Genomic DNA, 21692 nt, shown 5'->3' on the forward strand with positions numbered 1-21692 from the left:
TGCCGAGAAGCGCAGGAGCTGGGGTGGGCGTGTGTGCCGAAGGACACACACGCTTCGTGATCTGGCTTGCCGCAGCTGTTTGAGCGGAGTTCGTAGAACGCAGCGAGTTCAGCGACGCCCACCCCAGATCCGAGCATCGCAGGTTGCCCCATCGCCCACCGGGCGATGGGGGGACGCAGACTGGGGGTCATCTTCTCTTTGGTGACTTTCTCAGACTCAAGAGAAAGTTACTGCGCCGCAGGGCGCACACCCCGGCCTCCGCCCTTGAGCACGAGCATGCCGCCAGCAAAGGCAGCAAAAACTCAACGGGCCACTACCAACCGAAGCGACCCTTCATAAACCGCCTGCCTGCGCAAGGCCCCATACCGCGGATCCCAGACACCACTGACCAGATCAGCACGCAACGCCGCCACACTCGCCGCAGCCGACTCGGCCGACACGAAACCCCATGCCGAACAAGCCGTCCGCGCAGCCGGCACCAACAGCATCTCCGGCCGCCCGTAATACGCCTCGTTGAACCCATCCCTGCAATCCCAGGGAATCGGCACCGGCAACACCTCCACCCGCCCACCGAGCGCCGTCGCAATCCGGTCCATGGCTGGATAGCGCCGCGCCTCGGTGGCCAGCACCTCGGGTGCATAGTCGACCAGCCAGAAGTCCTGCACCGCGCCCGGGTCGCAGGTGAGGATCACCACCGGCCCGCGCGTCACCCGCCGCATCTCGCGCAGGCCAGCCTCCACGTCGCTCCACTGGTGGATGGAGAAGGTGGCCATGCTCGCGTCGAATGCGCCATCGGCAAACGGCAGTTGCTCGGCCACACCATCGACGGCGCGCGGCAGGTGCGCTGGCCGCTGGTCGCGCATGGACTGCGAGGGCTCGAGCGCCGTCACCCTGCGACCTGTGGGTTCGTACGATCCGGCACCCGCGCCCACATTGAGCACGGTGGTGGCCGCGTCGCCCAGGGCCTGCTCGATCAACGCTGCAATGCGCGGATCGGGCTGGCGGTACGACGAATAAGTGCTGCCCACGGCGCCGTAGTCGACATCGCCTGCACTGCCGTCAGCGGCCCGGGTGGTGCAGGTTTTAGTGGTGCTGGTCGTTTTCGGCATGGTGCCCTCCCCCTGGTTGGTTAAGGGCCCTATGGTCCCTGCCGACCCCCATGCGGACAAACGAGATTTGCGATGTGCATGCGTGAGAAAAACGCACATGGTCCACTGAAACCGAGAAATCGGCTGTGCGTGAGGGTCTGGCAGGGCCCCAATCCAGGCGGCGGGCGCAGCCGGGTTGCACACCCGGCGAGCACGACAACGACGAGTGCGGCCCTGCCAGACCCTCACCCTGAGGGCCGGGGTGGCAGCGGGCGCACCGCAGTGTTGCAGGCTTTGCCAAGGCGGCAAGCATCTGAGAAGGCCAGTACCGGCATCAGCCTCGGCGGCTGGTCGTTGCCGTGGCCTGGAAAGACGAGCGCATGCACGACGCGAAATGGCCGGCGTGCGTGTCGCGCGCAGCGAGCTGGGGGCGCAGCATGTAGCTGCGAAACGGGATGTCCGGCCGGAAGGCGACCGCCACCACGCCGGGCAGGCGCATGGTGCGCACGACGATGGGGTTGACCAGCCCCACGCCCAGGCCCTCGCTGGCCATGCGGCAGATGGTGGCCGCGTGCGAGGTCTCCAGCACCATGGTGCGGCCGTCGTCCACAAAGGCCGCGTCCACGGCGCGGCGCGAGGCGCTGCCGCTGGGCAGTGAGATGAAGCGCTCTGCGTTCAAATCCTGCGGCTGCACGAAGCGCTTGCGCGCCAGCCGGTGGCCCGAGGGCATGACGCAGACCGCGCTCTCGGTGTGGATGACCGAGGCCTTCACGCCCGGCTTGTCGGGTACGTAGCTGACAAAGCCCACATCGCAGTTCTGCGTGGCGATCCAGTTGGCGATGATCGACGACTCGCTGGTGGCGACGACGATGCGCACGCGCGGGTAGCGCTCGCTGAACAGGCGGATGGCCAGCGGCAGCACGCTCATCGATATCGATGCCGCCGCCGCCACGCGCAAGGTGCCGGCGCCCAGGTCGCGGATCGCCCGCGCGGATTCGGACACGCTGTCGAGGCCGATGAAGGCGCGCTCCACGTCCTTGAACAGCGCCTCCGCCGCCTTGGTCGGGACGACCCGCCCGGGCGTTCTGTCGAACAGCTCGAAGCCTACCTCGGCCTCCAGCTTGCCGACGATGCGGCTGACGTTGGGCTGCGAGGTGTGCAGCTGCTGCGCCGCCACGGTCATGGAGCCCGTGAGCATGACGGCACGGAAGGTTTCGAGCTGCTTGAAGTTCATGGCAATGGTGGAGGTGGGTGCGCCGCGCAGCATACGCTGCGCACGGCGCCCGGGCAATGCGCTCTCGGCGCATTGCGGGGGCATATCAATTCGGTATGCGCAGGGGAAAAACTGTCATTTGCCAGCATCGGCGCGGCTTTTGATACTTCGTCCACCCCAACCAGGACGGATGTATGGAATCAAAAATCAGCCGCCGGCTCAAGGAGCCGCTTGCCCCCGAAATCTGCGAGCACATCTATGGCCCGCGCCTTGCACGCGACTTCGAGCGCGTGTTCCCCAGCCTCGGCGAGGTGAACCAGGCGCATCTGCTGATGCTGCACAAGACCGGCATCATTGCACCCGAAGTGGCCAGTGCGCTGGCCCGGGGGTTGCTGCAGATGGAGGATGAGGGCCCTGCGGCGGTGGAGCTCGACCCCGCCAAGGAAGACCCCTACTTCAACTACGAGGCCCGGCTCATGGAAATCACCGGCCGCGACGTGGGCGGGCGGCTGCACACCGCGCGCAGCCGCAACGACCTGGCGGTGACTATGGACCGCATGCGGGCCCGTGCCGTGGTGCTGGACGTGATCGAGGCGCTGGGCCGCGTGCGCCGCAGCGCGCTGCGCCGGGCCGTTGAATGCGCGGACGCCGTGATGCCTGGCTACACCCACCTGCAGCCGGCGCAGCCCATCACCTTCGGCTTTTACCTCAGCGGCGTGGCGCAGGCGCTGGGGCGCGATATGGAGCGCCTGCAAGGCGCGCTGGAACGCATCGACGCCTCGCCCCTGGGGGCCGGCGCACTGGCGGGCACGCGCTTTCCCATCGACCGCGAGATGACGGCGGCGGCGCTGGGCTTTGGCGCGGTGCTGCCCAACACGCTCGACGCCGTGGCATCGCGGGACTTTGCGTGGGAGGCCATGTCCGCCATGGCCATCGTCGCGCTGACCTGGGGCCGCGTGGCACAGGACCTGCACATCTGGTCCACGCCCGAGTTCGGCCTGGTGGCCTTTCCCGACCGGGTGGCCAGCACGTCGAGCATCATGCCGCAGAAGAAGAACCCGGTGGTGCTGGAGTACCTGCGCGGCAAGAGCAGCCACATCATCGGCCTGCTCACGGCCTCTCTGGTGGCGGTGAAGGGCACGAACTTCAGCCACGCTGGCGACAGCAGCCGCGAGAGCATGCGTAGCTTCTGGGAATGCACCGAGGAGACGCTGCGCTCGCTCGCGCTGTTCGGGCTGGTCATCGACAGCGTGGAGCCGCGCACCCGCACCATGCTCGAACGGGTGCGCTCGGACTTTTCGGTGGCGACCGACCTGGCCGATGGCCTGGTGGCGGAAGGCGGTCTGTCGTTCCGCGACGCCCACCACGTGGTAGGCGGCCTGGTGCGCATCGCACTGGATGCGGGCCAGCGTGCCGACGAACTCACGCCCGCCATGCTGGACCGTGCCGCCGTCGATGTGATCGGGGTTACGCTGGGCTGGAGCGAAGAGAAGCTGCGCAAGTACCTGGACCCCATCGAGAGCGTCCATGCACGGCGCAACGGCGGCCCCGCAGCAGCGGAGGTGGCCCAGGCCACGGCGGCGCAGTCGCGCCACCTCGATGCCATCGTGGCCGAGGCTGGCGCGGTGCGCGAGCGCCTGGCCGCGGTGCGCCGCCGGCTGGCGCATGACGTGGCGGTGCTCGCGGGCGTTTCGGCGCACACTGTTGCCAACCCTCAAGGGGCCACACCATGATGATGAAGAACCTTGCCAAGGCGCTGATCGCCTGCGCCGCACTGGCCGGTGCCTGCCATGCCGGCGGAGCCGCAGCCGCCACCTACCCGGAGCGTCCGGTGCGGCTCGTCGTGCCCTTCGCCTCGGGTGGCACCGTGGACATCGTGGCGCGCATCTTGGCCGAGCGGCTGTCGCGCACGCTGGGCCAGCAGGTCATCGTGGAGAACAAGCCGGGCGCGGGCGGAACCCTGGGCGCGGACTTCGTGGCCAAGGCGCCGCCCGATGGCCACACCCTGCTGCTGGCGGCTTCGTCGCACCAGTCGTTCCACCCCCTGCTCTACAAGCGCCTGCCTTATGACCCCAACAAGGCCTTCACGCAGGTGGCCCTGTTTGCCACGGTGCCCAATGTGCTGGTGGTGTCCAACAAGATGCCGGCGCGCAGCGTCAAGGAACTGATCGCGCAGGCCCAGTCGGGCAAGCGGTTCTTCATGGGCTCGTCGGGCACGGGGGGCGTGAACCACCTGCTCGGCGAGATGTTCGAACTGCGCACCCATGTCGAATTCGAGCACGTGCCCTACAAGGGCGCCGGCCCGGCCAACAACGACCTGCTGGGCGGGCAGATCGACCTGATGTTTGTGAACCTGCCCACGGTGCTGCCACACATCCAGGGCGGCAAGCTCCGGGCGCTGGCCATCGCCGGGGCGGAGCGCTCGCCCTCGCTGCCCGGGGTGCCCACCATGGCCGAAGCGGGCGTGCCCGATTTCGTGGTCGACTCCTGATCGGGGGTGCTGGCACCGGCCGCCACACCGCGGGCCATCGTGGACAAGCTATCGGCCGAGATCAACCGCATCGCCCGGGACAAGGCGACGGCCGACCTACTGGCCGCGCAGGGTGCCGTGCCCCGGCCCGGCACCAGTGACGAATATGCGGCCCTGGTCCGCTTAGAGACGCAGCGCTGGGCCGAGGTGATCCGCAAGGCCAACGTCACCATGGACTGACCCCACGGTCCTCGCCCCCTCCCGTTCCCCACAATCCGCACGGCGCGCAGCGCCACCCACGCCGGGCTTTCGCAAGGAGGGCCGGCGGTCGCAGCCCTGCGGCAGCTCTTTTTGCCACCACCCAGAGACCACCATGAAGAAGAAACACGCACTCACCCCGCTGGCACTGCTGGCCACCTGCAGCCTGGCGGCAGCCCAGTCCTCCGTCACCCTGTTCGGCATTGCCGATGCGGCCCTGCAGTACGGCGCGGGCAGCACCGCCAACCGCACGCAACTGGGCTCGGGCGGCAACTCCTCATCGCGCATCGGCGTGCGCGGCACGGAGGACCTGGGTGGCGGGCTGTCGGCCGGCTTCTGGCTGGAGGCCGGGCTGACGCTGGACAGCGGCACCTTCGGCACCACCAACACCAGCAACCAGGCGGCGGGCACCAGCGGCGGCGCGGGCCTGGTGTTCGGGCGCCGCTCCACCGTAAGCCTGGCGGGCACCTGGGGCGAAGTCCGCCTGGGGCGCGACTATGCCGTGCAGTACTACAACCGTTTCGAATTCGACCCGTTCGGCAACAACGGCGTGGGTTCGTCGCAGACCAATGTGGGCTCGCTGGGCGGGCCGGTGTCCTCACGGGTGTCCAACGCCATCATGTACTTCCTGCCATCGGGCCTGGGCGGCTTTTACGGACAGGCCCAGCACTACCGGGGCGAGAATCCGGGCAATGCCGGCGCCACCGCGGACGATGGCACCGGCAGCGGCGTGCGCCTGGGCTACCGCGCAGGGCCGCTGAACCTGTCGGCCGCACATGCGCGCACCGGATATGCGCGCACCGCGACCACCGGGGACATCACCTCCAGCAACCTGGGCGCACGCTACGACGCCGGCCCCTTCACGGCCATGGGGGGCATCTACCGCGACCGGGTGGAGACGCTGGGTGGGCTGGTGGGCCGCGGCGCGCAGGTGGGCGGCGTGTACCGCGTGGGCACCGGGGAGGTGAAGGCGCAGTGGTCCCAGTACCAGACCACGGCCAGCGGCACGCCGCAGACGAAGAAGCTGTCGGTCGGCTACGTACACAACCTCTCCAAGCGGACGGCGCTGTACGCGACCTATGCCCGTGTGCGCAACAGCGGCGGGGCCACCACCGCGCTCAATAGTGCCACCACGGCGGCCAACCAGGCATCGTCGGGCGTGGACCTGGGGGTGCGGCACACGTTCTGAGTAGTACATCCTGTTCGCCTCGCGCGGACAGCTGCACAATGCGACACCACCGCATTCCGCACCAGACCATGGCACGCTCCACGATTCCACCCAAGGCAAGGCGGCTGCTCGCAATCGCTGCGCTGGCCCTTCCCGCAAGCAGCGCCTTCGCCGCCGATATGCCCGCAGACATCCTGGAGCTGCAAACCCGCTGCGTGGCCGGCACGGCCGGCATCGACCTGGTGTTCGGGCTGCGCAATCGCAGTGAACGCACGGTCTGGGTGTCGGCCGATACGGCGCCGTGGACGCCCTCCTCTCGCAGCCTGCGCATCACGGCGGAACGCCAGGGCGCGAATGCACAGCCGCTGCAAGGGCCAACGGCGGCCGGGCCATCGGCAGCTTCCAGCGCGGTCAGGGTGATGCCCTCCGGCACTGCCGAAGGAGCGATCTCGCTGTCGCGCGCCTTCCCCGAACTGGCGCAGGCGGCACAGCAAGCCCCGGTGCGCATCCGGTGGACATGGCAAGGCTTGATGGGGGAATCGGCAATGGCCGGGGCATGGGGGCCTACCGCCAGGTTCGAGGGGGACGTGACGGTACAGGGAGCAGCCTGCTCTCTAGTGAGTGCTCGGCGGGTTTGACGGGTTGGGCAGTGGCCGACCTTGGCAGGAGGTTGCCTCTGCTTCGGTGGCTCAGGCGGATGGCAAAATCATCTCTCTGGCAATGCCCAACACAAGCCCTTGATTGAGGCGACCCATGCGGTAGGCCTCGATGATTGCCTGCTCGGTCCCCAGAGCGCGCAGCCCTGCGCCGATATCGCCAGCCAGTAGTTCGAGCAGTAGCGGATAAGCCCCAGGCTGCCTCGGGTCTTCGAGCGCACCAGCATCCAGGATGAGCACCTGATGCTCTGGAAACAGCCGTTCCAGCCGGAAGTACATGTGCGCTTTCTCGACGCGATCAGCCGGTTCGGATGCAAGTCGATGCAGGCAAAAGCCTGCATTGATGAACCACTGGTCGCCGAACCCCTTATGCGCATCCACCAGCGTTGTCGCTCCGTCGCCTGGCACCTGGAGCGCATAGCCCTGCTTTGCGAATCCCGCGCGCTCGAAAGCTCTGTAGATCCCGCGTTTGAATTCAGCGCCCGTCATCACACGCCCTTGAAATCAGATCAGAACTGCAGTGCAGGTCATACCTGCTACAGGCTGGCGAACACCTATGGTCAAGTTGATTCATCGTTAATATTGGTGCGCGACCACACTGAGAAAACGTCTGCCCGCTCGGCCTCCCAGCCCGGAGCAAGATCCAACTGATCTACAAGGCCACGATCCCGATTCAGCACGTGTCCCAAGCCCACCACGCGGTAGGAATCAGCACTGTTTTCGTGATCATTGCCCCCACACAGAAAGCACCAATCTCTATCCGGCCTGCTCACCAGCAAAACGGGGCGACTGCCTTCAAAAACGTGGGTACAAACGTAGGACTTTTGGTACGAGGGCGGCATGCTGGCTGAACTCGGCTACAGATCTTCTATTTCGGACAGAACTCTATCCGCCGCATCTATGTACTGGTCGCTGGAAAAGTCAGCGTCTGTCTCGGCGAATGGAGTCTCTTTCGCGATGGAAATTATTTGCTCGCACTTTTCCTTCGCAGCTCCATGCCTTCCCATCTTGGCAAGGAACTTCGCATGGTCCAGCTTTGCCAGCAATGAACCCGTGTCGATGAACTCAGAGAATTCATGCAGCGCAATCGCGGCTGCCTCATCGCCCTGCGCGAAGAGGATTTCTCCCAGCCGCTGGGCGCACCCCGCCAACATGGGCCGTGAGTCCATTTGCCTCGCATGGGACGTCATGGTCAGAAGATGCTTTTTTGCATCCTCATAGCGCTTGTCGCCCATGGACAGAACGTAGTCCAACTCACCCGGGTATCCAGCCATCCTGATCTCTCCAATAGTTCTTCAAACCAACAGATGGCCGTGCTTCCCGCTCCTGGGCCAATTCTTCCGCATTCTGCCCGGACCAGGTGGAAATGGAGCGTCTGGCCCGACAACGCCCGCCCGCACTGATTGGAAGCCATGGCAATTTGAAGATTGCATGGTCAGACATCCGTCCGCATACTGAGCGCCAATCCTGTCGCTCTGCAACCCACGGAGAAACTTCCCATGTCCAACATGTACGCCGGCCTGCGCCGCGATATCGAAGACGAGGACGCGCGCAAACGCTGTGCCGACCGGCTGCTCGCACTGCGGCAGCGGCTGGCGCCCCTCAAGGGGCGCAGGAACGACAGCAACCTGCTGCTGGCGACCTGGAACATCCGGGATTTCGACTCCAACAAATTCGGCTTCGGCCCCAGGCTTGCCGAGACCTTCTACTACCTGGCAGAAGTCATCTCATGCTTTGACCTGGTGGCCCTGCAGGAGGTGAACCGCGACCTGGGCCCGCTGGAGAAGCTGGTTCGCATTCTGGGGCGCGAATGGGATTACATCGTGACCGACACCACCGAGGGCACGGGTGGCAATGGCGAGCGCATGGCGTTTCTCTACAACCGCGAAAAAGTGTGGTTTCGCAAGATCGCCGGAGAAATCGTACTGCCAGACGGGCAGTTGGTCGTGTCCCCCAAGACGGTCAAGGTCGACGGGGAAACCGTCAACACCGAAGCCAAGCAGCAGTTCGCCCGCAGCCCCTTTCTGGTGGCATTTCAGTCCGGCTGGTTCCGTTTCAGCCTGTGCACGGTGCATATCTACTATGGCAAGGAATCGGGCGCGCAGTTGCAGCGGCGCATCGACGAGATCCAGAGCCTGGCAAAGTTCTTTGCACAGCGGCAGGACCAGGCCAGCAAGCAGGAGAAGGACAGTCGGGGCGCCGTGGAAAACTATGTGCTGCTGGGCGACTTCAATGTGGTGAGCCCCGAGCACGAGACCATGGCCGCACTCAAGAGCCACGGGTTTGCAGTACCGGCGGCCATTGATGGCGACAAGGTCCGCAAGAAGGGCATGCATTTCTACGACCAGATTGCGGTGCGGGTCAAGGACGAGCGCTTTCAGGTGCGCAGCGGCGGTATCGTGGACATCTTCGAGGACGTGTTCCGCGATGAGGACCTGCCGGTCTACCAGGCCCACATGCCTGCCAAGGACCCGGAGAAGGGAGCCACCGCCGCCAAGACACCCGAGAAGCTGTACCAGAAATGGCGCACCTGGCAGATGTCGGACCATAGCCCCCTGTGGATCGAGGTGCAGACGGACTTTGCGGACACCTACCTCAAGGCCCTGGCGGACAAGGGCTGAGCCACGCAACGAGGTGATGCGCAGCAATGGCGGGCGGACTCACCCCGGCCCGCGCGCCGCAAGCACCAGCCCGCCCACCAGCAAGAAAACCAGCCACGACAGATGCCTGCCCCGCGTGAAGACCTGCGGGAACACGGCAGACACCAGCGATGCGGTGCCGATGACCAACAGCAGCTCGTTCCGGCCTACAGTGCCATGGCCCAGCGCAAACACCAGGTACGCCAGGGCCCACCAGGCCAACGTGGTCAGGTGCCAGGCAAAGCGCAGCGTGCCGGCCGTGAAGGCCGTGCTGCCCAGCACCTTGGGCAGGCTGTCCTCGCGCCGCAGCAGGCGCACGAGGATGTAGCGCTCGCCCAGGATGGAATGGGCCAGGCCGGTCAGCCAGATCAGGGCGGCAGCGAAAGCAAGCATGGGTGAACGACCTCGGGTGTGCGTTGAACAATGATAGTTACCAAGTGGTGGCCCGGCCTGCGCCGGCGCGACACGGCAAGCATCCATAATGCCGACGAAGAGATGCCGGCCTGCCCAGGGGCGAGCCAGCGCGATTGCAGTAACCCAATGCAACAAGGAGGAAAGAAACCTATGAACACACAACCCGTGATCCGTCTGCGGCACGCCTGGCTGCTTTGCGTGCCGCTGATGCTGGCCACTCAGGCCGCGCAGGCGCAGGAGCAGTTCGTGGACCTGCGCTCCAACGGCGGCTACACCTCGGCACGCCTGGCAGACGATGTGACCCAGGTGGACCTGGCCGAGCAGACCCAGGGCGCCTGTCGCTTCAACCGCACCTGGGGCTACGACCTGACCAACCGCGAGCTGTGGACCAATGGCGGCTGCGGCGGGCGCTTCAAGGTCACGCGCAGCTATGCCCAGGGCAATGGCAACAACAACTCCAACAATGCAGGCGCAGCCGTCGCGGCCGTGGCCGCCATTGCCGGCATTGCGCTGCTGGCCAACCACAACAAGCATGACAACGACCGCCGGCCGGACTACCCCGACTACGGCAACGGTGGCGGCGGCGGCCGGGGCGGCGAGATCCGCGTCAACGGGAACCTGTGCCTGGACGTGAGCAAGGGCAATTTCCGCCCTGGCAACGCGCTGCAGGTGTTTGCCTGCAACGGCACGGATTCGCAGCGCTTTCGCGTAGGCCGTGGTGGCGAGATCCGCGTGCGCGACTTCTGCCTGGACGTGGAGCGCGGCGACCCGCGCGATGGGGCCCGCGTGGTGCTGTGGTCGTGCTCGGGCGCCCCCAGCCAAAGCTGGACGACGCGCGGCGGACAGATCGTGAGCCAGCTGTCCGGCAAGTGCCTGGACGTGGTGGACGGCCAGATTCGCCAGGGGCAGCCGGCCATGGTGTGGCAATGCAATCGCAGCCCCAGCCAACGCTGGTGGTGGTAGGCGCGTCTTAAAAAACTCTTCTGGCGTTGTTGCTGTGTCTTGTCGTACTACTCGTACTGCCTGCGACACAGCGCCTAGCCAGAACCGCTTCGCTGAGTTTTTTCAGCCACTCCAAAACGGCACATTCACGATCCCAGCAGAAACAGCCAAGAGGACTACCTCATGACAATATTGAACCGAGCCATCCCCCTGCTCTGCGCGGTCTCCTGCAGCTTGCTGCTGGCGACGGCAGCCACCGCACAGACCGCTGAGGCACCCGCTGCCGCCAAGCCCGCCACAGCAGCACCCCACGCCCACAAGAAGGGCGCCGGCCGCTCCCCTGGCGAGCGCCTGCAGGCCATCTGCACGGCGGCCGACCTGGACCACGATGGCAACGTGTCGCTCGACGAGTTCCACCAGGACATCGTGCAGAGCTGGCACAGCCTGGGGCCCGATGCCAGCGGCCACGTCGTACTGCTCGAACTGGCCCAGGTGCCGCGCATGGGCAAGGGCCGCATCAAGCGCCTGGCCGCCGCCGACAAGGATGGCGACGGCAAGCTGTCGTTCAAGGAAGTGGTGGAGGCACGCATGGCCTATTTCGAGGCGGCCGATGCGGACAACAACGACCTGCTGTCGGTGCAGGAGTGCGTGGCGTTTGAGAAGAAGCGGCGCGCCAGCAAACCGTAAGCAGCGCACAACCCTTGCGATGACCAACGGGGCCTTATGGCCCCGTTGTCTTGTGGCAAACCCCGCGCTGCCCTGCCGCAAGTGAACGCAACGCGCTTTGCTTCACCCCCGCTCCGTCATCTCCACCAGCACCCGCAGTAGCCCAACCCCGGACAACAATGCGCAGGCCGCAAAGGCCATGTAAGCCCATGGCACAGGGCGCCGCAATCCCCATGCCCAAAGCATCCCGACAGCGAACGATGCCGCAACCAGGACTGCAGCACCCGCCCAGAGCGAGCCCATCCACATGCCGAGCAAGCCGCCCCAGACCATGCCGATCAGGCACAGGCCCAGCGCCGCAACAGGCGTGGAGATGAGCATCCCTTGAGGCTGCGCTTCGCCAATGGCCGCAGAAGCGGCAGGTGCAGCGCCTGCAGAGGCATCGCCCTCCCACAACATGCCGACGCCGCATGCAAAAAGCACCAACCAAAGACCCATCCCCCCAGTGAACCAGGGAAGCAACTGGGCAAGCACCACTGCAGCCAGCAGCCCAGCCGCCAGCGAAACCACCAGACGCCAGTGGCACAGGGCAGCAAAGGCAGCGAAACAATTGACCAGGATGTCCATGGGTCGGTTCTTCCTTCAAGGGGTGAGCGTGGGCTGTACGGCACCCCTTACCAGCGTCACCGCCTCCCCCTGGCTCCGCCAGAACCCCGCATCCCGCACCGGCGCGCCCCAGGCCTCCATGTAGCGCAGCACGCCCTCGCGTTGCAGCCGGTCGCGCACACGGCGGGCGGTGTAGGCATGCACCGACTCGAAGGGCAAGGGGTCGCCGTGCTGATAAAAATCCCAGCGCGGCGAGTCCTTCATCGCGCGCACGGCGCGCTGCATGCGGTTGCCGGTGTAGGTGACAAATTCGTTGATGGGCTCTGCGTCCGACGCAGCGCTGCTGCGCACTGCCGCACCGTCGTGCCCGAATCGCTTGCATGCGTACTCCAACACAAAATAGTCGCCCGAACTGACGTGAGGCATGACTGCCGTGAGCCCCGGGCTGCACGCAGGCGACCACAGCAGCAGCGGCAAGGCGCCAGGGGCTGCGGTGTAAGGCTGGTCTGGAAAAGCCAGCGCCACCCTTTCAGCGCGCGCAGCCACCAGGGGCGGCAGGCTGGCGAACTGGCCGATCAGCGCTTGCAGCGGGGCCCGGACCACGGACAGGTTGAAAAACGGGCGCTCAAGGACGTGGGACATGGGTAGTGCGTGAGTGCGTGCGCGTGCGGCGCGGTCAGCAGGGCCGCGCGCACCATGGCACAGCCACGCCCCTTGCGAGAGGCGTGGCTGGCCTGGCGGGCGGTTCAACGTGCTGCGGTTTGCTTCCACCAATTGGGCATGGCCGCCAGCACTTCGCCGCCCGCCTTGAGGCTGTTGGCCAGCTCCAGCGCAGCGCTGCCGGGGGCCGTGGCGATCAGGTACCAGTTGCTGGTGGTGCCCAGCCGCTGGGTGACCGCCAGGCCCTTGGCCTGGGCCCACGCGCGCACCTGGGCGTCGCTCCAGTCGGTGTTGAACTTGACGACCACGCCGCCGGGCAGTGCCATCAGCCGGCCCGCGGGGGAGTTGCCCTCGCGGTACACGGGTGAGGTGTGCGTGCCGGCGCCCTTGGCCACGCTCTGGTTGGCGGGCTGCAGCTGCACCAGGGGTGCGGGGCTGGCGCCCTCGCCCACGCTGCGCGCCTGGGTATTGCTGCCCGCTTCGGGGATCGGGGTGATGACGGCGACCAGGCTGGTGTCGAGCGTGATGCTGCGCTGGGTGTCGCCGTCAAAGTAATGCGCCGTGGTGGCGGCCAGGGCGCCGCTGGCGATGGCACCGGCAGCGACGGCTACTGCGGCAAGGCGCAGAAGGGAGAGAGTGGGGAGCTTCATGGTGTGAGGCCTCAGCAGGTATTCAGTGAAATGGCGTGGTGTGCGGTGGAGCAGGCGGCGCGGCTACTCAGTAGCCATAGGCCTTGATGCTCCAGGCCGAGACGCTGCCGGTCTCGCCCGTGCGGCCGTCGCGCACGGACAGGGTCCAGTTGCCGTCGGCGGCCTCACCCATCAGGCGCGCGATGCCGAAGGTGAAGCCCCCTTCCAGCGCGGCGCCGCAGGTGACGGCGTTGGCCGCTGTGTCCTTGCACTCGCGCACCACCGATACCGTGCTGCGCGTGCCGGCGGGGCTGGTGAGCGTGATCTCCAGGTCGCCCACGTTGGTGTGGTTGGAGGTGATGGCCAGGTCCACGAATTCGAGCTTGCCGATGCCGCTGCCCTGCAGGGTGAGGCTGCTGGTGGTGGCGGGGCCGTCGTCGGCAATGGCCAGGGGGCTGCCCAGCGTGGCGGCCTGGGTGGCGGTTTTCTGCGCGGGCAGCAGGGCCCAGCCCGGGGCTGCGCGCACGGCGGCCAGCGCGTCGATGGCGCCGTAGCCGTACTCATGGTTCACGTGCAGGCCGCCGCCGTTGGTCACCCAGCCGGCGTTGGCAGGGTCGGTCTTGCGCGCGGTGCGGGCCAGGATGGCGCGCACGTCGCGCCAGCTGAGCGCGGGGTTGGTCTCCAGCAGCAGCGCGGCCACACCGGCCGCCTGCGGCGTGGCGGCCGAGGTGCCGTTCATGCAGCGCGTGTAGTTGGGGCTGCCGGTGATGTCCTGCGGCTTGTTGCCGTCGTTGTAGCCGCCCGCGCCCGATACGTCGGTGGTGGTGGTCGTCTGCGTGGAGCAGAACTCGCCGCCATAGGCCGTGACCAGCAGGTTGGAGCCGGGCTCGGAGTAGGAGGAGCGCTGGCCCTGGTCGTTGAGCGCGCCGATGGCCAGCACGCCCTGGAAGTTGGCCTGGCCGTCGTAGTCCGAGCGGTCCTCGGGCGCACCGTTGCCCGCGGCCCAGGTGTAGACGGCGCCCTTGCCGCCGCGCCCGGTGCTGATGCCGGTGCGGATGGCGTCGCGCCACAGCTCGTCGGCCGGGGCCAGCAGGCCGTTGCTGTCGGCCGCGCCGTAGCTGTTGGTGTAGATGTGGTTGCTGGCCAGGTCCTTGGTCACCGCGTCGGCACCGAAGGCACCGGTGGTGGCCGACAGCAGGTTGTAGCCCACCAGGCGCGCGTTGAAGGCCACGCCCGTCACGCCCAGGTTGTTGTCGCCGATGGCCGCCGCCAGGCCGCCGCAGCTGGTGCCGTGCGAGCTGGTGGACGACGATGGGTCGCCATAGGCATTGGTGCGGTAGTCCCAGCTCTTGCCGGCCACCACGCGCAGGTCTTCGTGAAAGATGTCCAGGCCATCGTCGATCACCGCGATCTGCACACCCGTGCCGGTGGCCAACTGCCAGGCCTTGCCGATGTTGAGGTCTTCGCCCGCCAGGGCGGCCGGGCCGCCCGCGCCGCTCTGGCCCGTGTTCTTGAGGTGCCATTGGCGGCTGAACAGCGGGTCGTTGGGCACCAGGGCCGGCAGCGCGCCGCCCCCGCCCACGCTGACCAGCCCGCCCACCGTCACCACCACATCATAGAAGGACTGGCTGCCCACCGTCAGCGTGGCGATGGTGACCTGCCCGTTGGCCGGGTTGAAGCTGTCGTAGGTGCGGTTGGGCCCCGTGGCGCTGAAGCCCAGCACGTTGCCCACGGTGATGACGACGTTGTCGTACTTGGTGTCCCCCACCACCAGGCTGCCGATGCGCACCTCGGTGGGGCGGTCGGGCGACCAGGTAGTGGCCGCATCGGCCAGCCCGCAGGCGGCCAGCAGGGCGGTGGCGAGCGCCAGGCGCGCAGGCCTGCGGATGGTGGATCGTGGAAGACGCATGGAAGACACCCCTGTTGGTTTTGGATTTGACGGCGACGGCACCCAAGCCTGGCACCGCCACACGATTATCGAAACCGCCCGGGGTTTGCGCCAGCGAAATATGGCGGCGCGGCCTGATACCGCGCGGCAGCACGCCCTTGGCTGCACCGTTCTCTGGCCGCAGTGCACGCAGCAGTCTTCCGGGGCACCTGCTTCGGCTGCGCTTCGGCGGCTCCCGTCAACCATCACCCATCACCCATCAATGACGTTGGCGCTGAGCCCCTGCACCCGCCGCAGGATGAAATAGACCCCGTAGGCCGCCATGCACAGGCAGCACGAGATGATCGCGTGCAGCCAGAACATTGCCTGGAAGCCACCCCATCCCATGAAGTCCCGGGTCAGGCCCATTTCTCCTGCCATCCAATGGACGGAGGCCTGGGCCAGCGGAAACAGCACCAGCCCGCCCCGCATCCACGCCAGCGGGTTCAGCGTGCGAAAGCCAAACCAGATGCACAGGAATGCCATCCACTGCAGCAGCCACCCCATGGTCGCCAGCCCTTCGGGCTTGGGATACGGCGTTGCATACCACTGCACCGAACAGGCCACGCTCGCCGTCGCCAGGGCCGCGAGCAGCAGGCAACGGGCGATCAGGCCCACGATGAATCCCACGGACATGTGCATGCGCATTCTCCCGGTCAAGATGGTGGCGCCCAGCGTAATGGCGGTGGCCTGCACCGTGAGGAAGGCACTGCAGAAGAAGCCTGTACGGCTACTCCACGGAGCACCTGGCGATACCTGCGGCGCTCCCCCCGCAGGCATGCGTCAGCGCAAAAAGGCAAGCCGCTGCCAGGAGGCATTCAGCGAATGCCAGCTGCCAGCCGCCCTCCCAGCCCAACCAGGGCCACACCCGCAATCCGTATGGCCAGGCGCCGGGCGCCGGGAAACGCCTTCAGACGCACCGCCACCAGGTTGCCCACCAGCACCAGGGCGGCCTGGTAGGCGAGGCTCAGCACGGTGACGTGCAGCATCATCAGCGCCAGCGTGGTGCCGGAGGCACCGGGCTTGAGGAACAGCGGAAAGAACGCGACGAAGAACAGGATGACCTTGGGGTTGGTCAGGCTCACCATGAAGGCACGGCGAAAATACACCCCTGCCGTCTGCGCGCGTGCGGGCTCTGCGCCCGCGCCGCCGGGCTGGCTGCGCAGCAGTTGCACGCCCAGCCAGCACAGGTAGGCGGCACCAAACCACTGCAGCCCCTGAAACGCCAGGGGCTGCGCCTGCAGCAGCGCGGCCAGGCCGGCCGCAGCCGCCAGCATGAACAGGCAATCCCCCGCGAGGGTGCCCAACACAGCAGCCATGCCCGCGCTGCGGCCGTCGCGTGCCGTGGCGTCGAGGATGGCGATGGTGCCAGCGCCTGGAACGGCCTGGAACACCAGGATGGCGGCGATGAAGCTGGCGTAATTCTGTATGTCGAACATGGTGCAAATAGGCATGGGTTGGAGATACACGATCATCTGCCGCCAGACCCCCGGTGGTACAGTGGATTGCTACGGCCCATCGGGCCCGGACCCCGCTTTTTTCTGGTGAAACATGGCTGTGACAAGAACCCAGGCACACGAGCTGGATGATGCTGCCTGGCGCCTGCTGGGCGCACTGCAGCGCGACGCGCGGGCACCGCTGAAGGTACTGGCCGAGGCGGCCGGCCTGTCCGTGGCCGCCACGGCGGAGCGGCTCAAGCGGTTGCTGGATGCGGGCATTGCTCAGGGCTTCACGACCCAGTTGGATGCCGCCAAGGCGGGCTACCCGGTGCAGGCCACCATCGGCATCACCGTGGCCCAGCCCGCCAAAAAGCCCCTGCTGGACCGATTGCGCGCGGCCCCCGAGGTGCTGGAGTGCCACCACGTGGCGGGCGCTGATTCGTACGTGATGACCGTGGTGGCCACCAGTCTGGCCGACCTGGAGCGCTTCATCGGCACCATCAACAAGTACGGCGAAACCCGCACCTCCATCGTGTTTTCCACCCCCATCGCGCGGCGCGGCCTGGTGCCGCCGGGCACGGCCAGGCGCGCGCCGTAGAGGCAAGAAAACCGCCCGCTCCCGCGTGGTACCGTGCGCCTTCGATCCACCTTCACCCCCAGGAAGAGACCCGGATGAACCAGCCCGCCCCACATGAACCCCAGGCCCCCGCAGCAGCGCCGCTCGTGCTCTACGGCCACCCCTTCTCGTCGTACACGCAGAAGGTGCTGATCGCGCTGTACGAAAACGCCACGCCTTTCGGGTTTCGCGTGCTGGGGCCCGATGCGCCGGAGCATGCGGCCGCATGGCTGGCGAAGTGGCCGCTGCGCCAGTTTCCGCTGCTGGTGGATGGGGCGCGCGACGTGGTGGAGACCAGCATCATCATCGAGTACCTGCAGATCGCCCACCCCGGCCCGGTGCGCCTGATACCGAGCGACCCGGTGGAGGCGCTGGACGTGCGCTTCATGGACCGGTTTTTCGACCTGCACGTGATGAACGCCATGCAGCTGGCCGTGAACGGCGCGCTCACGGGCGACCCGGTCAAGCGCCAGGACGGCATGGCCCTGGCCGTGGAAAAGCTCGACCGCGCCTACGCCTGGCTCGACACCCGCCTGGCCGGCCGCACCTGGGCCACGGGCGAGCACTTCACGCTGGCCGACTGCGCGGCGGCGCCCTCGCTGTTCTATGCGGACTGGACGCACCCGATTCCCGAGACCTGCCCCGTGCTGCGTGCCTACCGTGCGCGGCTGCTGGCACGGCCCTCGTTCGCACACGCGGTGGACGAGGCGCGGTACTTTCGGCCGTACTTTCCGCTGGGCGCGCCGGACCGGGATTAAGGTTCAGCGACCCCATGCAAGTCATCGACCACGAACCCGCCAGCTGGTTCCTCGTGCAGCATGGGCCCTCGCTGCTGCTCGACGTGAACTGCAGCCACAGCTTTGTGTCGTACAGCTTTCTCCTGCAGCTGAACGAGGCCGAGGCCGCGCTCTACGCCGAGCAGGGCCGGGACTACCTGCACGAACTGGCGCACGCCATCCACCATTCGGCGCCCGGTGTCGCAGCGAGCCGGTCGCCCTACAAGGCACGCAATGTGGACCGGGAGTTCGGCATACAGGTGTTGGCCGCAATCCAGGCGCACCGGGCGGCGCAGGGCGCATGAAGCCAACCCGGACATCACGCATCACAACCCTCATGGGCGCGGGCATGCTGCTGGTGCTTGCCAGCGGCTGCGCCATCCCGCCACCCGCAGTCACTGCAGCACCCGCCTCGCATGCGGCCTCCGTCGCCGCCCCCACCTTTCCCGCCGCCACGTGGCAGGCCTGGCCCGCACCCGGGGTTGGCAGCACCTGCCAGCGCGAGCTGCAGGCCGCGCGCGACTACGTGCACACGCTGGACACCACGGCCCTGATGGCTGTGCGGGATGGCCGCGTGCTGTTCAGCGAAGGCCCGGTGGAGCGGGTCAGCATCGTGTTCTCGGTGCGTAAAAGTATTCTCTCGATGATGTACGGCAAGTACGTGGCCAGCGGCGCCATTGACCTCGACCGCACGCTGGCCGATGTGGGCATGGACGACGCTGTGGGCGGCCTGCTGCCCATCGAACGCCAGGCCCGGCTGCGCGACCTGCTGGCCGCGCGCTCGGGTGTGTACCACGCGGCGGCCAATGGCGGCGACGATGCGGCTGCGGCCCCCGCGCGCGGATCGCAGGCGCCGGGCAGCTACTTTCTGTACAACAACTGGGACTTCAACGCCGCCGGCACCGCCTTCGAGCGCCTGACCGGGCGCAGCATCTACCAGGCCTTCGCCGACGACCTGGCCACGCCCCTGCAGCTTCAAGACTTTGCGCCTGTGCGCCATGCCCGCAGCGGCGATGCCCGCAAATCCGAGCACCTGGCCTACCCCTTCTACCTATCGACGCGGGACATGGCCCGGCTGGGCCTGCTGGCGCTGAACCAGGGCCAATGGCACGGCCAACCGCTGCTGCCGCCCGGCTGGGTGGCGCAGATGACGGCGCAGACCACGCCTGCCGCGCATATGCACCCGGCACGCACCGCCCGGCGCGGGTTTGGGTATGGCACCCTGTGGTGGCTGCTGGAGAAGGAGCCCGCAGGCTCACCGCTGCACGGCGCCTACATGGCCTGGGGCGTGCACGGCCAGTACATCCTGGTGGCGCCTGCACGGTCGATGGTGATCGCGCACAAGCGCGAGGTGCCGGTGGCCGGCAACTGGAATGTCAGCTGGGTGGGGCCCACAGAGTTTTTGCGCGCGGCGCGCATGCTGGTTACTGCGCGGTGTGGTGCCGAAGAAGCGGGCTGAACCAGCCCAGCCAGCCCATCGCCTTCAACGCCCCCGCCCCAGCCACAGCGCCACGGGCAATGCCAGCAACTGGGCCATGAAGCCCACCGGCGCCCAGTAGGTCTGCCAGCCCAGGATACGAATGTCGCGCAGGCCCAGGGACCGGGCCGTCCCCGCTGGGGCATACACCAGGATCAGCGCTGCAAAGGCGATGCCGAACACCACCAGCAGGCTGGCAGCCCGCCAGGGGCGCAGGCCCATGCGCTGGCCAAAGCGCGCATGCACGGCATACAGCACCAGCAGGCCCAGCAACAGCGCAGGCGCCACCAGCCACAGGCCGAGCACCATGAGTTCGGTGGGGTAGATGGTCATTGAACCAAGGATCTCACAAACGCCCCGCCTCGGCCCACAGCCGGTCAGCCCCCACCCGCCCATACCAGGCATCGAATTCGCGCCGGTGGCCCTCCCACGGCTCCGCCAGCGGTGCGCGCGGGTCTTCGCTCAAGGCATAGGCCATGCCTTCCACCCACCACGTGGGCTTGAGCAGGCGAGGCAGCAGGCCCAGGCGCTGGCCCTGCAGGTGGTGGATGAGCTCATGGCGCACATAGTGCGGCGCCCAGGCGCGCGGGCCGATGACGGTGCCCCAGGTGCCTGCCGTAACGGCAGAGCGGACGCCCAGGCCGAAGGTGTCGGCACAGGCCCGCGTGGAGCAGAACACGAAGCGTGGCGAGCCCTCCACCGGCGCGATGTGGCTGGCGACAAAGGCCATGCCTTCAGCCAGCAGTTGGCGGGCTTCTGCTTCGCGCGCCGGGTCTTCCACGCACACCGTGGCGCCCTGTCTGCAGCCGATGCCGGCCAGGCCCGGTGCCAGCACGCGCACGGGTTTCACCAGCGACCAGGCGGCCACGGGCACGACGACCAGCAGCAACAGCGCCAGGCGCGCGGCAGATCGGCGCAGTGCCTTTGTCATGCAAGGTGCGCCCACGGGCGGTGGGCAGCCTGGCGACTAGAACGCATCCTTGTACATGTTGGTGGCCAGCTCCAGCGCCAGCGCTTTGCCGCCCACGGCGCTGAGCACGTTGGCCATGTCCTGCGATGGGTCGGCGTAGAACCAGTCGATGGTAAAGCGCAGGGTGCGGCCCAGTTGCTGGTCGCCCGCCACCATGGGGGGCAGGCCGATGCTGCGGATCTGCATGTTCTCGCCGCCACGCGACTGGTCGCGCACCCACCACGACAGAAACTCCGCAGCGCGCAGCCCGGCCTCGTTGCGCTGGATGCGAAACTCCAGCGACAGCAGCAGCTCGTTCTCCAGCGCGCCATTGGACCGGCGCAGCGCGGCGATGGGCAGGTCGGCATAGGGGCCCGGCAGGGACAGGTCGGACACCGCCACCTCGGGCAGGTAGGTGTTGTCCAGCTGCGCCTGGGTCACGCCGGGTATGGCGGTCAGGGCCGCGATCAGGCGCACCACCTCGGGGGGCGCATCCTGGTCCGGCTCGGCGGGCTCCGCAGAGTCGCCAAGCCCTGCGGGCTGCGTGGTGTCTGCGGATTCGATGAGGTCCGCAGGTTGCGTGATTTCCAGTGGATCGTTGGGGTCGATGGGCTCGGTCATCGCAAAGTCTTCTGGGTGTGAGAAAAGTGCAGGGTGTAGTGATTGTCAGCGCGACGGGCGGCGGCATCAGCCTTCAGTGGCGGCCCACTCCTGCGCCTCGACGCCAAACGCATCGGCCGCAAAGGCCTGGGCCTCGCCGAGCGAGGCGAACCAGTGGTCGGCGGCCCGCCGGCCGTCGAGCGACGTGCACACCAGCAGGCAGCCGCTGCCGCCGTCATCGGTGATCTCCAGGCGAAAATCCACGTCCGCCGAGCCCGGCGTGCCATCGTCCGCCAGGGACCAACTGCCATCGGGGTCGACAGCGATCAGGAGGGTGCGGCTGGGGATCAGGGCGTGGATGGGCATGGGTGAACGAGAGAAAGCGGGTGGTGATTGGGACACAGGGCCAGCCCGCATTGTCTCTTGGCCGGCGGCCAGCAGATACGAAAAAGAGCCTGGCAGCACCCCTCATACGGATTTGCATTCAATCGTATAACTA

The 21692-nt window shown here is 67.2% G+C and carries 24 protein-coding genes and 2 pseudogenes; 12 read left to right on the forward strand and 14 right to left on the reverse strand.

The genetic code is table 11. The annotated features are described in order from the left end of the window. Positions 1-302: 302 nt before the first annotated feature. Entirely contained in the window at positions 303-1109 is an 807-nt protein-coding gene (locus ASE28_RS05900) for a class I SAM-dependent methyltransferase (protein ID WP_057265531.1), read from the reverse strand. A 313-nt stretch (positions 1110-1422) separates the two neighbouring features. Next, a complete protein-coding gene (locus tag ASE28_RS05905) occupies positions 1423-2406 on the reverse strand; it encodes a LysR substrate-binding domain-containing protein (protein WP_235516051.1) in 984 nt (327 codons plus the stop codon). Positions 2407-2495: 89 nt separating this feature from the next. Here ASE28_RS05905 and argH point away from each other — a divergent pair, with 89 nt between their 5' ends. The 4 genes and pseudogenes from argH to ASE28_RS05925 all read left to right on the forward strand — a co-directional run bounded on the left by argH (position 2496) and on the right by ASE28_RS05925 (position 6835). After that, positions 2496-4034 (forward strand): argininosuccinate lyase, encoded by a 1539-nt coding sequence (gene argH / locus ASE28_RS05910; protein ID WP_057265457.1) that lies wholly within the window; start codon positions 2496-2498, stop codon positions 4032-4034. A 2-nt stretch (positions 4035-4036) separates the two neighbouring features. Continuing rightward, positions 4037-5011 (forward strand): annotated as a pseudogene (locus ASE28_RS05915) (Bug family tripartite tricarboxylate transporter substrate binding protein). Between the two features lie 133 nt (positions 5012-5144). Next, positions 5145-6218 (forward strand): porin, encoded by a 1074-nt coding sequence (locus tag ASE28_RS05920; RefSeq protein ID WP_057265458.1) that lies wholly within the window; start codon positions 5145-5147, stop codon positions 6216-6218. A 68-nt stretch (positions 6219-6286) separates the two neighbouring features. After that, on the forward strand, positions 6287-6835 hold the full coding sequence (locus ASE28_RS05925; RefSeq protein ID WP_057265460.1) for a hypothetical protein: 549 nt from the start codon (positions 6287-6289) through the stop codon (positions 6833-6835). A gap of 51 nt (positions 6836-6886) precedes the next feature. Here the strand turns inward: ASE28_RS05925 and ASE28_RS05930 are convergent, their stop codons facing one another. Both ASE28_RS05930 and ASE28_RS05935 read right to left on the reverse strand, forming a co-directional pair. After that, the gene (locus ASE28_RS05930; RefSeq protein WP_057265461.1) at positions 6887-7342 is read right to left on the reverse strand and encodes a hypothetical protein; all 456 of its coding nucleotides are present in this window, start codon (positions 7340-7342) and stop codon (positions 6887-6889) included. A 368-nt stretch (positions 7343-7710) separates the two neighbouring features. Continuing rightward, a complete protein-coding gene (locus tag ASE28_RS05935) occupies positions 7711-8088 on the reverse strand; it encodes a hypothetical protein (RefSeq protein ID WP_157421888.1) in 378 nt (125 codons plus the stop codon). Between the two features lie 264 nt (positions 8089-8352). On the opposite strand from ASE28_RS05935, the gene ASE28_RS05940 reads away from it, so the two are divergent. From ASE28_RS05940 to ASE28_RS05955, 4 genes and pseudogenes are all read left to right on the forward strand, one after another. Further along, entirely contained in the window at positions 8353-9474 is a 1122-nt protein-coding gene (locus ASE28_RS05940; protein ID WP_057265464.1) for an endonuclease/exonuclease/phosphatase family protein, read from the forward strand. Positions 9475-9695: 221 nt separating this feature from the next. Further along, a pseudogene (locus ASE28_RS33500) lies at positions 9696-9755 on the forward strand (hypothetical protein); the annotation flags it as partial. 301 nt (positions 9756-10056) lie between these two features. Further along, entirely contained in the window at positions 10057-10869 is an 813-nt protein-coding gene (locus ASE28_RS05950) for a lectin (protein WP_057265468.1), read from the forward strand. Between the two features lie 162 nt (positions 10870-11031). Further along, the gene (locus ASE28_RS05955; RefSeq protein WP_057265470.1) at positions 11032-11535 is read left to right on the forward strand and encodes an EF-hand domain-containing protein; all 504 of its coding nucleotides are present in this window, start codon (positions 11032-11034) and stop codon (positions 11533-11535) included. Positions 11536-11637: 102 nt separating this feature from the next. Here ASE28_RS05955 and ASE28_RS05960 read toward each other — a convergent pair whose 3' ends face one another. The 6 genes from ASE28_RS05960 to ASE28_RS05985 form a co-directional block, all read right to left on the reverse strand. Further along, entirely contained in the window at positions 11638-12141 is a 504-nt protein-coding gene (locus ASE28_RS05960) for a hypothetical protein (protein WP_057265472.1), read from the reverse strand. A gap of 15 nt (positions 12142-12156) precedes the next feature. After that, the gene (locus ASE28_RS05965) at positions 12157-12762 is read right to left on the reverse strand and encodes a hypothetical protein (protein WP_057265473.1); all 606 of its coding nucleotides are present in this window, start codon (positions 12760-12762) and stop codon (positions 12157-12159) included. Between the two features lie 104 nt (positions 12763-12866). Continuing rightward, a complete protein-coding gene (locus ASE28_RS05970) occupies positions 12867-13430 on the reverse strand; it encodes a hypothetical protein (RefSeq protein ID WP_057199614.1) in 564 nt (187 codons plus the stop codon). 67 nt (positions 13431-13497) lie between these two features. Beyond that, positions 13498-15318, reverse strand: a complete 1821-nt coding sequence (locus ASE28_RS05975; RefSeq protein WP_057265475.1) for a S8 family serine peptidase — start codon at positions 15316-15318, stop codon at positions 13498-13500. Positions 15319-15549: 231 nt separating this feature from the next. After that, on the reverse strand, positions 15550-16032 hold the full coding sequence (locus ASE28_RS05980; RefSeq protein WP_157421889.1) for a hypothetical protein: 483 nt from the start codon (positions 16030-16032) through the stop codon (positions 15550-15552). 122 nt (positions 16033-16154) lie between these two features. Then, positions 16155-16775: a LysE family translocator gene (locus ASE28_RS05985; RefSeq protein ID WP_057199617.1), complete on the reverse strand. Its 621-nt coding sequence runs from the start codon at positions 16773-16775 to the stop codon at positions 16155-16157. 112 nt (positions 16776-16887) lie between these two features. Between ASE28_RS05985 and ASE28_RS05990 the strand changes: the two genes are divergently transcribed. The 4 genes from ASE28_RS05990 to ASE28_RS06005 all read left to right on the forward strand — a co-directional run bounded on the left by ASE28_RS05990 (position 16888) and on the right by ASE28_RS06005 (position 19626). Next, a complete protein-coding gene (locus ASE28_RS05990; RefSeq protein ID WP_057265480.1) occupies positions 16888-17373 on the forward strand; it encodes an Lrp/AsnC family transcriptional regulator in 486 nt (161 codons plus the stop codon). Positions 17374-17447: 74 nt separating this feature from the next. Then, entirely contained in the window at positions 17448-18149 is a 702-nt protein-coding gene (locus ASE28_RS05995; RefSeq protein WP_057265482.1) for a glutathione S-transferase family protein, read from the forward strand. Positions 18150-18163: 14 nt separating this feature from the next. Then, positions 18164-18472: a hypothetical protein gene (locus ASE28_RS06000; RefSeq protein WP_057265484.1), complete on the forward strand. Its 309-nt coding sequence runs from the start codon at positions 18164-18166 to the stop codon at positions 18470-18472. Beyond that, complete coding sequence (locus tag ASE28_RS06005) at positions 18469-19626, forward strand: serine hydrolase (protein WP_057265486.1); 1158 nt, start codon at positions 18469-18471, stop codon at positions 19624-19626. Before ASE28_RS06000 ends, ASE28_RS06005 begins: the two co-directional genes overlap by 4 nt. A 24-nt stretch (positions 19627-19650) precedes the next feature. Here the strand turns inward: ASE28_RS06005 and ASE28_RS06010 are convergent, their stop codons facing one another. The 4 genes from ASE28_RS06010 to ASE28_RS06025 form a co-directional block, all read right to left on the reverse strand. Beyond that, entirely contained in the window at positions 19651-19977 is a 327-nt protein-coding gene (locus tag ASE28_RS06010) for a hypothetical protein (protein WP_057265488.1), read from the reverse strand. A gap of 13 nt (positions 19978-19990) precedes the next feature. Beyond that, a complete protein-coding gene (locus ASE28_RS06015; RefSeq protein ID WP_057265490.1) occupies positions 19991-20575 on the reverse strand; it encodes a hypothetical protein in 585 nt (194 codons plus the stop codon). 36 nt (positions 20576-20611) lie between these two features. After that, positions 20612-21214: a hypothetical protein gene (locus ASE28_RS06020; RefSeq protein ID WP_200963908.1), complete on the reverse strand. Its 603-nt coding sequence runs from the start codon at positions 21212-21214 to the stop codon at positions 20612-20614. Between the two features lie 66 nt (positions 21215-21280). Then, entirely contained in the window at positions 21281-21559 is a 279-nt protein-coding gene (locus ASE28_RS06025) for a hypothetical protein (protein ID WP_057265492.1), read from the reverse strand. Positions 21560-21692: the final 133 nt, after the last annotated feature.

This window comes from Acidovorax sp. Root219, from assembly GCF_001428665.1.
Taxonomy (GTDB): Bacteria; Pseudomonadota; Gammaproteobacteria; order Burkholderiales; family Burkholderiaceae_C; genus Acidovorax.

Bases quoted from the DNA above. Each gene is read 5' to 3' on its own strand.
- ASE28_RS05900 (WP_057265531.1), bottom strand. From the start codon at position 1,109: ATGCCGAAAACGACCAGCACCACTAAAACCTGCACCACCCGGGCCGCT.
- ASE28_RS05905 (WP_235516051.1), bottom strand. From the start codon at position 2,406: ATGCCCCCGCAATGCGCCGAGAGCGCATTGCCCGGGCGCCGTGCGCAG.
- argH (WP_057265457.1), top strand. From the start codon at position 2,496: ATGGAATCAAAAATCAGCCGCCGGCTCAAGGAGCCGCTTGCCCCCGAA.
- ASE28_RS05920 (WP_057265458.1), top strand. From the start codon at position 5,145: ATGAAGAAGAAACACGCACTCACCCCGCTGGCACTGCTGGCCACCTGC.
- ASE28_RS05925 (WP_057265460.1), top strand. From the start codon at position 6,287: ATGGCACGCTCCACGATTCCACCCAAGGCAAGGCGGCTGCTCGCAATC.
- ASE28_RS05930 (WP_057265461.1), bottom strand. From the start codon at position 7,342: ATGACGGGCGCTGAATTCAAACGCGGGATCTACAGAGCTTTCGAGCGC.
- ASE28_RS05935 (WP_157421888.1), bottom strand. From the start codon at position 8,088: ATGGGCGACAAGCGCTATGAGGATGCAAAAAAGCATCTTCTGACCATG.
- ASE28_RS05940 (WP_057265464.1), top strand. From the start codon at position 8,353: ATGTCCAACATGTACGCCGGCCTGCGCCGCGATATCGAAGACGAGGAC.
- ASE28_RS05950 (WP_057265468.1), top strand. From the start codon at position 10,057: ATGAACACACAACCCGTGATCCGTCTGCGGCACGCCTGGCTGCTTTGC.
- ASE28_RS05955 (WP_057265470.1), top strand. From the start codon at position 11,032: ATGACAATATTGAACCGAGCCATCCCCCTGCTCTGCGCGGTCTCCTGC.
- ASE28_RS05960 (WP_057265472.1), bottom strand. From the start codon at position 12,141: ATGGACATCCTGGTCAATTGTTTCGCTGCCTTTGCTGCCCTGTGCCAC.
- ASE28_RS05965 (WP_057265473.1), bottom strand. From the start codon at position 12,762: ATGTCCCACGTCCTTGAGCGCCCGTTTTTCAACCTGTCCGTGGTCCGG.
- ASE28_RS05970 (WP_057199614.1), bottom strand. From the start codon at position 13,430: ATGAAGCTCCCCACTCTCTCCCTTCTGCGCCTTGCCGCAGTAGCCGTC.
- ASE28_RS05975 (WP_057265475.1), bottom strand. From the start codon at position 15,318: ATGCGTCTTCCACGATCCACCATCCGCAGGCCTGCGCGCCTGGCGCTC.
- ASE28_RS05985 (WP_057199617.1), bottom strand. From the start codon at position 16,775: ATGTTCGACATACAGAATTACGCCAGCTTCATCGCCGCCATCCTGGTG.
- ASE28_RS05990 (WP_057265480.1), top strand. From the start codon at position 16,888: ATGGCTGTGACAAGAACCCAGGCACACGAGCTGGATGATGCTGCCTGG.
- ASE28_RS05995 (WP_057265482.1), top strand. From the start codon at position 17,448: ATGAACCAGCCCGCCCCACATGAACCCCAGGCCCCCGCAGCAGCGCCG.
- ASE28_RS06000 (WP_057265484.1), top strand. From the start codon at position 18,164: ATGCAAGTCATCGACCACGAACCCGCCAGCTGGTTCCTCGTGCAGCAT.
- ASE28_RS06005 (WP_057265486.1), top strand. From the start codon at position 18,469: ATGAAGCCAACCCGGACATCACGCATCACAACCCTCATGGGCGCGGGC.
- ASE28_RS06010 (WP_057265488.1), bottom strand. From the start codon at position 19,977: ATGACCATCTACCCCACCGAACTCATGGTGCTCGGCCTGTGGCTGGTG.
- ASE28_RS06015 (WP_057265490.1), bottom strand. From the start codon at position 20,575: ATGACAAAGGCACTGCGCCGATCTGCCGCGCGCCTGGCGCTGTTGCTG.
- ASE28_RS06020 (WP_200963908.1), bottom strand. From the start codon at position 21,214: ATGACCGAGCCCATCGACCCCAACGATCCACTGGAAATCACGCAACCT.
- ASE28_RS06025 (WP_057265492.1), bottom strand. From the start codon at position 21,559: ATGCCCATCCACGCCCTGATCCCCAGCCGCACCCTCCTGATCGCTGTC.